This is a genomic window from Neobacillus rhizosphaerae (assembly GCF_937468385.1).
GTDB classification, from domain to species: Bacteria; Bacillota; Bacilli; order Bacillales; family Cytobacillaceae; genus Neobacillus; species Neobacillus rhizosphaerae.
The window spans coordinates 51,860-67,091 of record NZ_CALBWS010000027.1 but is presented as its reverse complement, the minus strand read 5'-3'; the positions used below and the strand labels follow the sequence as shown (position 1 = coordinate 67,091).

At 38.7% G+C, this 15,232-nt stretch carries 13 protein-coding genes and 1 pseudogene; 11 read left to right on the top strand and 3 right to left on the bottom strand.

All coding sequences use genetic code 11. The annotated features are described in order from the left end of the window. Positions 1–229: 229 nt before the first annotated feature. Both M5A78_RS18240 and M5A78_RS18235 read right to left on the bottom strand, forming a co-directional pair. Complete coding sequence (locus M5A78_RS18240) at positions 230–1,432, bottom strand: macrolide family glycosyltransferase (RefSeq protein ID WP_248736712.1); 1,203 nt, start codon at positions 1,430–1,432, stop codon at positions 230–232. Between the two features lie 836 nt (positions 1,433–2,268). Continuing rightward, the gene (locus M5A78_RS18235) at positions 2,269–3,063 is read right to left on the bottom strand and encodes a DeoR/GlpR family DNA-binding transcription regulator (RefSeq protein ID WP_248736711.1); all 795 of its coding nucleotides are present in this window, start codon (positions 3,061–3,063) and stop codon (positions 2,269–2,271) included. Positions 3,064–3,597: 534 nt separating this feature from the next. Between M5A78_RS18235 and M5A78_RS18230 the strand changes: the two genes are divergently transcribed. The 4 genes and pseudogenes from M5A78_RS18230 to M5A78_RS18215 all read left to right on the top strand — a co-directional run. Then, positions 3,598–4,824, top strand: coding sequence for a metallophosphoesterase family protein (locus tag M5A78_RS18230; protein ID WP_248736710.1), 1,227 nt, complete (start codon positions 3,598–3,600; stop codon positions 4,822–4,824). A 58-nt stretch (positions 4,825–4,882) separates the two neighbouring features. After that, a complete protein-coding gene (gene tatA / locus M5A78_RS18225) occupies positions 4,883–5,062 on the top strand; it encodes a twin-arginine translocase TatA/TatE family subunit (protein ID WP_248736709.1) in 180 nt (59 codons plus the stop codon). A gap of 71 nt (positions 5,063–5,133) precedes the next feature. After that, the gene (gene tatC, locus M5A78_RS18220) at positions 5,134–5,886 is read left to right on the top strand and encodes a twin-arginine translocase subunit TatC (RefSeq protein WP_248736708.1); all 753 of its coding nucleotides are present in this window, start codon (positions 5,134–5,136) and stop codon (positions 5,884–5,886) included. Positions 5,887–5,992: 106 nt separating this feature from the next. Beyond that, a pseudogene (locus tag M5A78_RS18215) lies at positions 5,993–6,123 on the top strand (L,D-transpeptidase); the annotation flags it as partial. Positions 6,124–6,244: 121 nt separating this feature from the next. Here M5A78_RS18215 and M5A78_RS18210 read toward each other — a convergent pair. Further along, positions 6,245–6,418 carry a hypothetical protein gene (locus tag M5A78_RS18210; protein WP_248736707.1) on the bottom strand — a complete coding sequence of 58 codons (174 nt, stop codon included), beginning with the start codon at positions 6,416–6,418 and terminating at the stop codon, positions 6,245–6,247. A gap of 533 nt (positions 6,419–6,951) precedes the next feature. On the opposite strand from M5A78_RS18210, the gene M5A78_RS18205 reads away from it, so the two are divergent. From M5A78_RS18205 to M5A78_RS18175, 7 genes are all read left to right on the top strand, one after another. After that, the gene (locus M5A78_RS18205; RefSeq protein WP_248736706.1) at positions 6,952–7,323 is read left to right on the top strand and encodes an ArsR/SmtB family transcription factor; all 372 of its coding nucleotides are present in this window, start codon (positions 6,952–6,954) and stop codon (positions 7,321–7,323) included. After that, positions 7,316–9,382 (top strand): heavy metal translocating P-type ATPase, encoded by a 2,067-nt coding sequence (locus M5A78_RS18200; protein ID WP_248736705.1) that lies wholly within the window; start codon positions 7,316–7,318, stop codon positions 9,380–9,382. The genes M5A78_RS18205 and M5A78_RS18200 overlap by 8 nt, the downstream gene beginning before the upstream one ends. 272 nt (positions 9,383–9,654) lie before the next feature. Beyond that, positions 9,655–10,584, top strand: a complete 930-nt coding sequence (locus tag M5A78_RS18195) for a cation diffusion facilitator family transporter (protein WP_248736704.1) — start codon at positions 9,655–9,657, stop codon at positions 10,582–10,584. Between the two features lie 497 nt (positions 10,585–11,081). Continuing rightward, positions 11,082–12,614 carry a polysaccharide deacetylase family protein gene (locus M5A78_RS18190; RefSeq protein ID WP_248736703.1) on the top strand — a complete coding sequence of 511 codons (1,533 nt, stop codon included), beginning with the start codon at positions 11,082–11,084 and terminating at the stop codon, positions 12,612–12,614. Positions 12,615–12,883: 269 nt separating this feature from the next. Further along, positions 12,884–13,168, top strand: a complete 285-nt coding sequence (locus tag M5A78_RS18185; RefSeq protein ID WP_248736702.1) for a YhdT family protein — start codon at positions 12,884–12,886, stop codon at positions 13,166–13,168. Continuing rightward, positions 13,165–14,625 carry a sodium/pantothenate symporter gene (panF, locus tag M5A78_RS18180; RefSeq protein ID WP_248736701.1) on the top strand — a complete coding sequence of 487 codons (1,461 nt, stop codon included), beginning with the start codon at positions 13,165–13,167 and terminating at the stop codon, positions 14,623–14,625. The genes M5A78_RS18185 and panF overlap by 4 nt, the downstream gene beginning before the upstream one ends. A 96-nt stretch (positions 14,626–14,721) precedes the next feature. Beyond that, a complete protein-coding gene (locus tag M5A78_RS18175) occupies positions 14,722–14,955 on the top strand; it encodes a CsbA family protein (protein ID WP_248736725.1) in 234 nt (77 codons plus the stop codon). Positions 14,956–15,232: the final 277 nt, after the last annotated feature.

Genomic DNA, 15,232 nt, shown 5'->3' with positions numbered 1-15,232 from the left:
GAGGGAACGAAAAGTAAGTAGTTCCGATAATGTGGAGAAAAAGCTAAATCACAATAAAAATAACATATGATTTAGCGACATAAACAACAGGTTAAATAACATTGTAATTAGCACACAAAAAACGCTTGAGGTTGAACTGAACTGCACCCAAGCGTTTTGAATTTAATGTCTTATTGAAAGATGCTGGTACTTTAAGTGTATAACTTCACAATCTAGTTTTTATCATTATTTAGATATCATATTGACTTTTAAATTCGAAAATATCATCAACAGCTTGGTAATACCCACCCGATTTTTGAAAGGATTCCCTAATATTTGCAACAGCTGTATGGAAAGAAGGGTGGTTTAGAACATGATCTACGGCTTCACGTAGTTGATTTGCAGTCAAGCTTTGCATATGTAATTTAATACCGGCTCCAATATTGGTAACTTGCCCGGCAATTATCGGCTGATCCGCGCTTTGTGGGATTACAATTAGCGGAACCCCGTAATAGAGACCTTCATGGGTACTGTTCATTCCGCCATGTGTGATAAATAATTTAGTGTATTTCAGCACCTCAGTTTGTGGAACATAATTTTTTACAATGAAGTTTTTAGGAATCTCCCCCAAATCAGTTATTTGAGCCTTTTCCCCAATAGACATAACAACGGTATGATCCGTGTTCCCAAATGCCTTAAAACAAAGCTTATAGAAATCAATTGCTTGGTTAAAGACAGTACCCAGTGAGATGTAAATGGGGCTTTTTCCCTTGATTTCAGTAAGGTCAAAGTTTTCTTGCGTTAATCGTGAAGAGATGGATGGACCTACAAATTTATATGTTTGGTCAAATGCTTCTTCAAAAGGTTGAAACTCGCTAGTTGTATAAACAATTGTAAGTGGTGCAGGATTACAAAAAACTTCGTAAGGAGAATGAATCCCCACATCATATTTTTCCTTCACCATTACCGTCAGGCTTTGAAATTCATCGTTTATAGGTTTAACTATTTCTGGAGGAATGTTTTTAGAAAGCTGTTCGACCATTTTATCGAATGAAGCTTTTGTCTGCGCAAAAGAAGTACAAGAATTAATTGCTGGAAGTTTAAGTATTTGTGCAAGTATATATCCACAACCAAACATAGAATCGTGGATGATATAATCAAAATGTTCTCCTTCGATTTGCTCCAGAACACTAGGTATCACGATATCTGCCGTACGCAAAAGACCGTTGATTCTTTCGAGTAAATAACTTCTCCCACCTGAGATAAAGGCTTTTACAAATTTTTGACCATCAAATGTTCGTACAGTAGCTCCCGTCTTCTCAATACGCTCACGAAAAGCTTCTATCGTAAAGTACACTACCTCTTCTCCACGCGAAATAAGCTCTTGTACAACTCCAATAGTTGGATTGACATGTCCTTCTGATCCACCATTAATAAATAAAACCCGTGCCATTACAACCACTCCTTAGCTAAAATGTTCTCTAGATTATGTAAGAGTATGGGTCACTGTCCCATACCATTGCTCGACTCAAGTAATTGAATTAAATTCATCATAGTACAATACTTGAAAATCTCAAATTTTTAATCACCTTTTTTGTGCTAACCTGACCCTTAAGTTTAACCAAATTCTTTCACAATTTTATCTATATTTTAACATTAATATCCAATTTTCTTAAAAATTGTTGTTCCACAATCTGGCCCTTTAATTGAGTAACATGCTAGGGCATTGTCAGCATCTCCAAGAGCAAAAAAGAAAAATCCTGTTTAATTAATACAGGATTTTGATCAAACTTTATTAAATTATCGAACTTTATTTCAAATCAACAATTCGATGCCTTCTCACTGATAAGACATCGCTACATTCAATACTTTGAATACATTGTTTACTGAGTTAAGATATCAAGTATTTAAAGTAGCTTCTCACCCAATTTTTCTTCTTAGAATACTTTAAATAATCCTGATTTTAATAGTATAGATAATCGCGGTTTGTTGATCGTACCCCGTCGGCAAAACGTCACCGTTGAATAATCCCTCAAAAACATTTAAATTAATTCCTGTTTATTAACAAATGCCTGAGTTACTTCATACTGGAGTTGACTTTCGTGGCGAAATGGATTAACGTCAGGTTTAAAAATTCTATTACCATTCGAAAGATGAGATGGATTTTTATGATGGCAATGCCCATCAATAAAGACTAGTTCCGTTCCTGTAACTGCACATATGATAGGTTGTTTCTAACTATCTATAATGAATAAGGAGCTTCCTTAAGATGAACATGGTAATCAATTTTTAATACATGTCACCTGCTTTTATCCATTTTAGGTTTCTAACCATAGCGTCTTTAGACCAATCAGCGGGCATTTCTTGATCTGAAATAACACAATCAATTGATGAGAATGACCCTATATGGAAAAGAGCCTTCTGATTAATTTTGGAAGAATCAGTTACCACATAAACACTTCTTGATCTTTTCATCATAATAGTAGATGCAGTTGCTTCATCTATATTGAAATCACATATTCCATCTTTGCTTATTCCTCCACATGAAATAAACGCTTTATCAAAATTAAAGTGTTCCAATAACTGATTGGTTAATGCTCCACTGATTGAACGTTGTCGCGGATTAGTTGTTCCTCCAAGTACGATTACTTTGCCATCAAATAGTTGGCTTTCTAATCGATTATTTAAGATTTCGGCTGCTGCTAATGAGTTGGTCACAATCGTGATATTTTTTACATTTTCAATTGAACTCGCAATATGTAAGGTTGTTGATCCTACATCTAGAGCAACTGTTTCCCCATCCATAATGAAAGTTGCGGCAACTTCCCCTATCATTTTTTTTTGATTATGAGAGATGCCGATTTTTTTATTAAAATGAGGTTCTTTAATCAAACCAAAATATCGAATAGCCCCACCGTGAATTCTACGTAATTTCTTTTTCTCTTCAAGCGAGCTTAAATCTTTTCGAATCGTTTCTGGTGTTACGTTTAATTTTTTTGCTAAATCCACTACATTAACTTTATTTTTTATCTCAAGTTCTTTAATTATTACTCTATACCTTTCTGTCATTAAATGTATATTCATACAATACTTCCAATGCCTCCATCATTTGAATTTGTTTTGTTTTATTCAATTATAAGAACTGAATATAAAAAAAAGCCTAAGAAAATATTAAGTTTTGTAAATTAATCAAAAATGGAGATTAAAACAAAACCAAAAAGCATCTATTTCATCTATCTTTTCTACTATAAATAATCTGAATGTTTTACTTATTAAGGCTATTTTGTCTCTTCCTTTGGCTATGTTGGCCGATAGGAAAGTATACTTTCCTATCAGGCATAAGTGCAACTACGCCTCTGTCTTCGCCTAACGGCTCGCCAATCGGCGAGTTTTCTTTATTTTCTTTTTTTTCTTTGTTTTTTTTACTTACATTTCTAGCCTATTTAATATTCTATCAATATTTTTATTCTACGATGGAAATGTAGATTACGGGGATAATGGCGGCAGTTCTTACAAAATGATTGCTTGTACTTGAAACTGTATAAACCTTTTTCCCCTATTTTCTCTCTTTTCGATTGCTAGGCTCTAAAAATTCCAAAAAATTTGGAGGTAATGTTCATGAGTAATCAGGATCAAAGCAAAGGGTTAGATAGAAGGAGTTTTATGAAAATAGGAGGAATGAGTACGCTTGCGTTAACGCTTGCGTCTACTGGATTGCCGGGAGATTTATTTACTAACAATGTACATGCTGAAGAATTAGAAAATGCTAAGCTTCAATTTAACTCAGATGGAAAGTTCAAAGTTGTACAATTTAACGACACTCAAGATGATGAACGAATTGATCGCAGGACACTTGAACTTATGGAGAAAGTTCTTGACACAGAGAAGCCGGATTTTGTTGTTCTTAACGGTGACAATATTACAGGGGGCTGCGATTCTGAATTAGAGATGAAACAGGCCTTAAATAATGTAGCTCAACCAATGGAAAGAAGAGGAATTAAATGGGCGGTTACATTTGGAAATCATGATGAAGATTCTTCTGCCAATAGTGGAATGTATGAGAATGACATGCTGAAGTTCTATATGAATTACAAATATAATATGAATGAACCTGGAGAAAAGGGTCTTACTGGAACAGGAAACATGAACCTTGTAATAAGAAAATCAAAAGGCAATATGGCGGCATTCAACCTCTGGCTTCTTGATAGTGGAAGATATGCACCAGCTCAAATAGCCGGACAAGATTTTAAAGGATACCCTACTTGGGATTGGCTTCGTTTTAATCAAGTTAATTGGTATTATGAGAAATCCAAAAAACTTGAGAAGCAGTATGGTTATAAAGTACCTTCACTTGTGTTCATTCATATCCCTCTATGGGAACATCGTTTTATGTGGTATGGAAGTGTTGATAGTAGAACACAAGCTAACCATGATCTTGCAGTGGCAAAACATAATATAGTAGGAGAAAGAAATGAAGATGAATGTCCAGGACCGGTTAACGGTGGTTTGTTTTCAGCCATGTTAGAGAGAGGGGACGTTAAGGGCGTTTTCTGCGGACATGATCATGTAAACACCTACTGTGGCAACTATTATGGAATTTTGCTAGGGTATGCTGGTAACACAGGTTTCGGAACGTACGGGCTTTCTGGTGCTGATAGAAACAGACTTCGTGGAGCGAGGGTATTCAATTTAGATGAAAATAAAGAAGGTGTTCTTGTAGAAACCCATATGGTTTTCGCTAAGGACTATGGAATTAATTTAACAGCGAACGATCAAAGTATGGATCCTTTACCATTAAATAATGGAGGAAAAGAAAAACAAAAAGAAAAAGAGGTGAAAGGATAAATGTTGTTTATCTTATCCGTATCAATAGTTTAAAAATATTTTTAATGGAGGAAACATCATGTTACAAAATATAGGAGTACCTGGTCTAATTTTAATATTAATTATTGCTCTTATCATTTTTGGGCCATCTAAGTTACCTGAAATTGGGCGTGCATTTGGTAATACATTAAGAGAATTTAAAAGCTCAGCAAAGGATATAATGTCAGAGGAAAAAGAAGATAGTGGTCATTCTAAGTAAAAGTGTCGAAGATGTAAGTTCAAAGCTTACATCTTCCTCTTATTTCTAAAAGGAAAAAGGGAGGGCCTTATATGAAAAATCAAGAGTTAACGGTTGTTTATCACCTAGGGGAATTAAGAAAGCGAATAATCATTACATTACTCACTTTTATCGTTTTTTTATTTGGATCATTCATTTTTGTGAAGGAAATTTATGATTGGCTTATTCGTGATCTTAATCGTGAGTTAGCAGTATTAGGACCAACTGAAATCCTTAGTATATATTTTATGATTTCGGGTGTGAGTGCGCTCGCACTTACCATCCCGATTGCTACGCATCAAACGTGGTTATTTGTAAAACCAGGACTAACTAAAAAAGAACGAAAAATAACATTAGCCTACATTCCGGGATTTTTTACATTGTTTATAGCAGGGCTTTCATTCGGTTATTTTGTCTTGTATCCAATTGTTCTTAACTTTTTATTATCCTTATCTAAAGGCCAGTTTGAAACCATGTTTACGGCCGAAAAGTATTTTAAATTCATAATAAACTTAACACTGCCGTTTGGATTGTTATTTGAAATACCGCTCATTGCTATGTTCCTTACCTCAATTGGTGTCATTAATCCAATGCTTTTATCTAAAGCTAGAAAGATATCTTACTTTTTACTAACCATTATATCTGCTTTCATAACTCCACCTGATTTTATGTCACAAATATTAGTTCTCGTACCACTATTGGTTTTATATGAATTTAGTGTTACATTGTCTAAAATCGTTTATCGAAAAAAAAGCAAAAAGCAACAATCAGATAATAATATTATTCCAATGAAAAAAACGTCATAAAAAAATAGACAGCACGTATTTCATTAATGTCAGCAGTATTTACAACTCATAGTTGCTAGAGTATGAGGGATATAGTTTTAAATCAGTCTTGCCAAAGGGCAAGGCTGATTTGGGATTGTCAAAACATCATTACGGTATACACGGAACAAATAACCCAGCTTCAATCTGTAAGATTGTCTCACAAGCTGTATTAGAATGTCTAATTATGATGTTCTAGAATTATCATCTAAAGTTCCTCCAACAGCCCTTGTCATACCATTCCTTAAAATCCAGTTCAAATACTTGCTTTGCAAGCTCATTAAAGCTTTCCTTAAATTTTTTAATGTGTCTCCTACCTGTAATAGATACTAGCGTTTGATTATCCGACCCCCGCCACATCGGTTATCAGCGATAAGGCCAGCAATATGGCCATAACAAAGCCTGAGATAACGGCCCGTATTTTTCTCTTTCTGTTATCTTGGTTTGGGTCGGCTGATTTTGTTCGGGACAGTACAGAGCGAAAATAGAGAAAGGCACCTGCTGTGATCAGCACACCCTCCAGAATGGCACTTACCAACGGTGATGTCCACAGGCCGAAACCGAGCAGGGGGAAATTTCCCAGGTTCCCCGGCAAAATCGGCAGGTCTCTTCGATGCAATAGAAGCTCAAGAATCCAGTGGCTGTAGACACCAGTAATCGTGAATCCACATTTCTCTAGAACCTTGAGGGATCCGTGGAAAAAGACCAGAAGTACGCGGAATAGTTGTAAAAGTTAGCGGAATTAAAGCGAAAGTTAGCGGAATAATTCCGGAAATCCGTGGAATCATTCAAACCCCGTTCTTGGATCGTACCAAGAAACGGCCTTTTCACCTAATAAATGAACATTCAGTTCTTCGTTGTTTAGAGCGATGGAAAATTTACTATAAGTACGGTGAAGAAGAGCCTTAGTGGTTCTTCTTTTTCTGTTAAAGACGTTTCTATTTTTTTAACCAATTTCTAAAAAATAATGCAAAATCCATTGACATTCAAACCGCCGTTTGAATAAGATATAATCAAACAAACATTTGAATGAAGAAGGTGACCGATATGAAAGAGCGCGATGTTTGCGAAATTACCTGTGTAGATAACGAAAAAACTACTCGGGTGAAGCAGCATCTTGAGAAAGGCAGTACTATTCTTGAAGTAACAAAGCTTTTTAAAGCGCTGTCCGATGAAACGCGGATGAAAATCGCTTATGCGTTAACACTCGAAGAAGAGCTCTGCGTTTGTGATGTAGCTAATATTGTCGGGGCAACAACGGCTACGGCATCCCACCATTTACGCCATTTAAAAAGCCTTGGGCTTGCGAAATACCGTAAAGAGGGCAAGCTTGTCTATTATTCCCTGGATGATGAGCATGTTAACCAATTAATCCAAATTGCCTTTGCCCATCAGGAAGAGGTGGCCAGCCGTGTCTGAGACAATAGAAAAACAAGTCTACAGGGTGCAAGGCTTTTCCTGAACAAGCTGTGCAGCTAAGTTCGAAAAGAACGTGCAGCACCTGGATGGTGTTGTTGATGCGAAAGTAAATTTTGGTGCTTCAAAGCTGACAGTCTTCGGAAGCGCCACTTTAGAGGAACTGCATGAAGCAGGTGCCTTTGAAAAATTAACGATTTATCCGGAAAAAGAAAAGCCGCCTGCCGCCCAAAAGGAACCGTTCTGGAAACGTTATGGACTGCTCGGGTTATCACTATTATTCATACTCGGTGGCTATATTTTTTCGAAAGATATTCTTTTTGCCGCTGCTATTTTACTAGGAGGATTTCCTCTTTTTAAAACCGGGTTGAAAAATTTGCTCCGACTTGATTTTGATATGAAAACACTGATGACGATTGCGATTATTGGTGCGGCAATCATCGGTGAGTGGAGTGAAGGGGCAGTCGTTGTCATCTTGTTCGCCATTAGTGAAGTTCTCGAAGGCTATTCGATGGATAAAGCGAGGAACTCCATTCGCTCGCTGATGGAAATGGCACCAACAGAAGCCATTGTTGTCAGAAACGGCCAAGAGGTATTACTAAAAGCGGAAGATATCGAAGTCGGAGACATCATGCATGTAAAGCCTGGGCAAATAATTGCCATGGATGGAATCATTGTCGAAGGCCATTCATCCGTTAATCAAGCGGCCATCACCGGCGAATCGGTGCCAGTAGAAAAAGCCGTTCAAGACGAAGTTTTCGCCGGAACATTAAATGAAGAAGGATTTTTGAAAATAAAGGTCACAAGGCTGAGTGATGACACAACAATTGCAAAAATCATTCATTTAGTCGAAGAAGCCCAGGCAGAAAAAGCTCCTTCTCAGCAGTTTGTCGACCGGTTTGCGAAGTATTACACCCCGGCGATTATGGTGGTTGCAGCTTTGGTTGCGGTGGTTCCGCCACTGATATTCTCCGCCAACTGGTCAGAGTGGATTTACCAAGGTCTCGCCGTCTTAGTGGTCAGCTGCCCATGTGCATTAGTCATTTCCACTCCTGTTTCGATCGTAACTGCAATTGGAAATGCAGCCAGGAATGGTGTGCTAATTAAAGGCGGCAGCTATCTAGAAGAATTAGGAGCGGTGAAGGCAATTGCCTTTGATAAAACAGGCACGTTGACGAAAGGTGTGCCAGTCGTGACGAACTTCATCAACTACAGTGGTGATGAGAATCTGCTCACGATTGTTGCCGCACTTGAAAGTATGTCGCAGCATCCACTTGCCAGTGCCATTATCAAAAAAGCGGCATACCTTAACATAGAAAATCAAGTTGAGGAATTCTCCTCTATTACTGGAAAGGGCATTAAAGGACTGATTAACGGCATAGAATACCGTGTTGGAAATACAAAGCTGTTCGATTCCATTCCTAGAGAAGTCACTGAACAAATTTCCTTCCTGCAAAATGAAGGAAAAACAGTGATGATTGCTGGAACAGACAAAAAAATCCTCGCCCTGATAGCAGTTGCCGACGAAGTCCGCGAAAGTAGCCCGACGGTCATCGAACGCCTTCATCAGCTGGGCATACAACAAACAATATTGCTTACTGGAGACAACAAAGCAACCGCTGCAGCTATTGGCCGGCATGTTGGAATGAACAGGATCGAAGCAGAGCTTTTACCAGAAGATAAACTGGATTTTATCAAAAAATTAAAATCCCAGTTTGGAAGGGTAGCAATGGTTGGTGACGGTGTCAATGATGCGCCGGCACTCGCCTCGGCCACAGTTGGGATTGCGATGGGTGGGGCTGGGACCGATACGGCGCTTGAAACAGCTGATATCGCTTTAATGAACGACGACTTAAAAAAGCTGCCCTTTACGATTAAACTAAGCCGGAAAACCCTTCAGATAATAAAGCAAAATATCGCCTTATCACTTGTTGTGAAGCTATTGGCCCTTCTCCTTGTTGTTCCGGGCTGGCTTACCTTGTGGATTGCGATTTTCGCCGATATGGGAGTGACCTTGCTGGTGACCTTAAACGGATTAAGACTTTTACGGGTGAAGGAATAGAGAGTTATTCTGGTTAAAAGTAGCATGACTCAATGGAAATGTATCGAATTATTGTGATTGGAAAAAACTAGCCTTATTCGGAACAATTTCGGTTTAGCTAATAAGAAAGAATAAACTTTCAAGGCTAATTAGGAAAGTTTATTCTTTTCTATCACGCATAAGGGCAACTACGCCTCTGTCTTCGCTCTTTGGGGCTTGCCAGTCGGCGAGTTTTCTTAAGAAAGAGATAAATAATAGAGCCGCAATAAAAGCGGCTTTTTGGGGGGATAAACATGGGTCATCACCACCATCATGGACATTCACACGGTCACTCACACGGACATTCACATACAGGAAACAAAAAAGCATTATTAAGTTCTTTCATCTTAATTGCCGCATTTATGGTCGTCGAAGTCATCGGCGGTTTCCTAACAAACAGTTTGGCTTTGCTATCTGATGCCGGCCATATGCTGAGTGACGCCGCTGCGCTTGGATTAAGCTTTTTCGCGATAAAGCTTGGGGAAAAGCAGGTTTCACAAGAAAAAACGTATGGCTACAAACGGTTTGAAATCATTGCCGCTGCGCTAAATGGATTAACGTTACTCGTCATATCCTTGATTATTTTCTATGAAGCCATCCGACGTTTTTTCTCTCCTCCGGAGGTGCAGAGCGCAGGGATGCTGGTCATTTCTGTCATAGGATTACTTGTAAACATCATTGCTGCCTGGATTTTAATGCAAGGTGATAAGGATGAAAACTTGAATGTTAGAAGTGCGTTTTTACATGTACTAGGTGATATGCTTGGGTCAGTTGGGGCCATCGTCGCCGCCCTCTTGATCATGTTTTTCGGTTGGGGCATTGCGGACCCCATTGCCAGCGTTATCGTGGCCGCCTTAATTCTTGTCAGTGGATTCAGAGTTACAAAGGATTCTTTTCACATCTTGATGGAAGGTGCTCCGACACAAATTGATTTCAGTCAGGTCAAGAAGGAACTGGGGAAAATTCCATTAGTGAAGGAAGTCCATGACTTGCATATTTGGACAATTACCTCTGGTTATCCGGTCTTAAGCTGCCATGTAACCATTTCTGATGAAGGGATTCATGATGAAATCCTGTCGCAATCGCAGCAGATTCTCCATGATGAATTCCAGATCGAGCACAGCACGATTCAGGTTGAAAAAGAAGCCAATGGCTGCCCAAGTCCGCATGGGACTTGTAACTAGTTTTTTGAAGGTCTTGTTTTCGCAGTTCGTGGAATTAAAGTAAATATCAGCAAAATACTAAGGGATCATCCAAAGGTTGATAAAATTTTTTGACCAAGGGCATCTAATCGAGGATGTCCTTTTCTGTGGAAAAGGGGCGGAGCGCCGCAAAAATGAATCACTTAAACCAGTTAAAGTGAAATACCCATTTCACTAGACGAAGGATGTGAAGTCTAGCTTTGCTCTCACCGCCTTTATTAGGTGACTACGGCTTGTTCTCTAAATTTATTTCCATGGTAGGGTTGGGAGTTGAGGCTCATGATAGTTTTTTATGGGTTTCAATATATTTCCAACAAGATGGTTAATCAACTAATTGAAACTATGGAAAAATTTTATTGATATAATAGTAGTACTGTTTTATAATTTTTACCAGTATTGGTAAAAATGGTCCTTAAAGGAAAAGGATATGAAGTCATATATAGCTATATTTCATATAAACATCATGTGAGGTACAGGAAATGGAACTGAAACTGAAAAAGATCACATTTATACTATTCTTTTTAACGAGTACTCTATTATTGTTTAACACCTCTGCAAGTGCAAAAGAAAATAGGAAACAGAGTGGTATCCCTATACTCCTATATCATAATATTTTAAAAAAGAATGAGAACTATTCTCCAAGAAATTCAAACATTATTAACCTAGATGCCTTTGAAGAGCAAATGAAATATTTACATGATCAGGGGTACTATACTGCCAGCTTATTTGAATTAGGTGCATATCTCCGTGGAGAAATGACTTTTCCAGGTAAAACAGTAGTGCTTACATTTGATGATGGACATAAAACAAATTCCGTTTATGCCTATCCCATTTTAAAAAAATACGGATTTAAAGCTACAGGCTTCTTGATTACAGACCGTATTTCCAATACCCCGGTACCTTTCGATGCGAAGGAATTACAATTTTTAAGCTGGTCAGAGGTCGATGCGATGAAGGACGTTTTTCAATATGGAAGTCATACTAAGGGCCTGCACCGTTTTATCAATGGAAAAGCAGCACTATTAACAGAATCTGAAGAGGTCATTTTGCAAGACTTTGAGACTAGTAGAAATTTATTAACTACTGATTACTTTGCATATCCGTTTGGAACTTATAATAAGCGAACAATCGAACTATTAAAAATGACAGGATATAAATATGCTTTTACAACAGTGGCTGTAAATGCCAAGATAGGAAATAATCCATTTGAGCTTGGAAGAAAGTCCGTAGTGCCATCTACATCATTGAAGGAATTTAAAGAAATGGTAAAAGGCGGCACTTCAATCGGAGGCTGGTCAAAGGTAAATAACAAATGGTATTACCTGGATGGAAGTGGGACAAAGAAGACAGGTTGGTTAAAGTTAGGGCAAAGCTGGTATTATTTTGATGAAAAAGGAGTTATGAAGACAGGTTGGACTAAGTCAGGAAAGTCCTGGGTTTATTTGGATAGTAGCGGAGTTATGAAGACGGGTTGGTTAAAATCAGGTAACAACTGGTACTATTTTGAGGAAAGCGGCGAAATGAAAACAGGCTGGTTAAATAAGGGCGGCAAGTGGTATTTCTTTGAATCGAGTGGCTCCATGAAGACCGGATGGCTTTCAAAAAGCGGGAAATGGCATTATTTTGATCAATCAGGTGTGATGAAAACAGGCTGGATATCTAATAAAAGTAAATGGTATTACTTTGATGAAACCGGAATGATGAAAACAGGTTGGTTTCAATCTGCTGATAAGTGGTATTACCTAACTGCTGATGGGTCGATGAAAACAGGCTGGACTTCCCATAAAGGTAATTGGTATTTCTTTGAGAATAGTGGAATCATGAAAATAGGCTGGCTGGACCTATCAGGGAAAAAGTATTTTCTTAACAATGATGGAGTTTTGGCAACCGGTTGGAATGAAATAGAAGGCAAAGGGTACTTCTTCTACAAAGAAGGACTAATGGCAGCCAACACTGTGATTGATGGTTATCAGTTAGGTAAAGATGGAGCGCGGATTGAAGTGTCTGCCTGACACCCTTCGTGGACAAATCCCCTTTTTGTCCGTATGGCGTGGACACCCTGATAAACGGAAGTGTCCACTCCACACGGACAAATTGCTTGAAATGTCTTTCTGTGGTGCCTGACACCACTTTCTTTAAAACCCTATTGAGCTGTGTCACGTGTATCGGGCACATCTTAATAGGTTTTTTTGTGCAAAATTCTTTAACAATCGTGTATGTTTGGTAAAATGTTCATTATTCGTTAAAAATAACGTGATTACATTTTTGAGGAGGCATACGGTTGAAAAAAACAGTTCATCCGTTGGATAAGCGTTTTAAGATTGCCCATAGAGAAGCATTGATCGGGGTTATCCTTGTATTAATCAATTTTATCTGGTGGTATGGTTTTGGTTATGGACTCGGTTCAGGAAAGGTTGAAAATTATACGTACATATTTGGATTACCGGCATGGTTCTTTTATAGCTGTGTTGTTGGATTTATCGTAATGGTTATTCTAGTGATTCTGACAGTAACATTCCTGTTTAAAGAAGTTCCCTTTGAAGAAGAAGAGGGGGATATCAAGTGAACTGGGCAGTTATTACACCATTGATTATTTTCCTCATGATTATTTTTGCAGTCGGCTTTTGGTCCAATAAATTTGTCATCAAATCCAATTCCTTCCTCGAGGAATATTTTTTAGGTGAGCGGCAAATGGGTGGCTTCATCCTGGCAATGACCATGGTAGCGACTTATGGTAGTGCCAGCAGTTTTATCGGAGGGCCAGGAGTTGCCTATACACAAGGGCTAGGCTGGGTTCTGCTGGCGATGGCCCAACTGGCAACGGGTTATTTCACGTTAATGGTGTTAGGGAAGAAATTCGCCATCGTTGCTCGTCAGTACAAGGCCATCACCTTGATTGACTTTCTAAAAGAACGCTATAAAAGTAAAACCGTTGTGCTATTATCGGCTGCAAGTATCATTATTTTTCTTTTTTCATCAATGGCAGCACAATGGATTGGCGGAGCGCGGCTCGTTGAAAGTTTAACAGGCCTGCCTTATACGGTTGCATTATTGATTTTCGCCTTTTCTGTTCTCGTATTTGTCATCGTCGGTGGCTTTCGAGCAGTGGCCTTAACGGATGCCGTTCAGGGTGTTGTAATGTTTATAGGGACATTAATTCTTCTCGTGGCAACGATTAAAGCAGGCGGGGGCATCCCAAGGATCATCTCCGATTTAGCGGCGGAAAATCCAAATTTAATTAGTCCGTTTGGGGCTGATAGAAGTTTAACACCCGCCTATGTTTCCTCGTTCTGGATATTAGTGGGGATTGGAGTTGTCGGTCTGCCGCAAATTACAGTAAGGGCGATGTCCTATAAAAATTCAAAGGCGATGCATAGTGCCATCATTATCGGGACGATTGTCGTCGGCTTTATTATGCTCGGTATGCACCTTATTGGTGTGTTCGCAAGGCCCGTGCTTCCTGGTATAAAAATTGGTGATACCGTCATGCCATTGCTGTCGATGAAAGTGCTGCCGCCATTTGTTGCCGGAATCGTCCTTGCGGCGCCGATGGCGGCCATTATGTCCACGGTAGATGCCTTACTTATCCTAGTAAGCTCGGCTTTAGTCAAAGATGTCTATTTAAATTACATTAAGCCCGATGCCGGGGATACTCATGTGAAAAAGGTCAGTTTCAGTGTCACAGCGATTATTGGCATCCTCGTTATACTGCTGGCTTTAAGTCCGCCAGATTTAATTGTTTGGCTGAATTTATTTTCTTTCGGTGGCTTGGAGTCCGTCTTTATTTGGCCAGTAATCCTAGGACTTTATTGGCGTAAAGGCAACAAATATGGCGCAATCACCTCGATGATTTTAGGAATGGGTTCCTATATATTATTAGACCGTTATTACCCAAATGCATTCGGGCTCCACACAGTGGTTGTGCCAATTGTGCTCTCATTGCTTGGCTTCGTGCTGATTAGCTTGATGACCCATCAAACACAGCAGCTTTCAAACTCGAAAAATAACTCTACCATTCAATGAGTGAGGACTAGAAAAAGAAACTTTTTGTTGCAATTTTGTTGATTAATTTCTAGAATTAATTAACAGAAAGCAATGAATGAGGTGTACCCATTGGTAGTGGTTATTGCATACTTGTCGGGCTTTATTTTGCCAGGGTTACTAGTTTTACTTTTTACACGGGTCACTTACAATCGATTCATCGGCCTTGTTTTAACCGTTGCCCTTATCGCGGCGTCTGTATATAAAGGTTATACCAACTCGTTCGTACTCATTGTAATTGACGCCTTCTCCTTAACCGCAGGGTTCTGGCTGGCAGCAAAAATGAAGCAGCGAGCGGCAAAAAAAAGTTAGTAATCCAGAGTCTGCCCGTTTGTGGCAGACTTTTTTTGATTGCGACGCAAATCTCCTTCGGGAAATTGGGACAAAATGTTAAAAAAGCCATAACTCCTAAAAAATGAGCCAATAATTTATAAAAATGAGCCAATCTTTCCAAAAAATGAGCCAAACCCTAATTTCTAACCATCGTTACAAACAAAAAGTCAACCTGAAAACCTTATTTTTCTTCTAAAAAATACAAAATCCCTTATTAATAAAAAAAACGAATACTAGTTCGCATATTGTTGGTTTG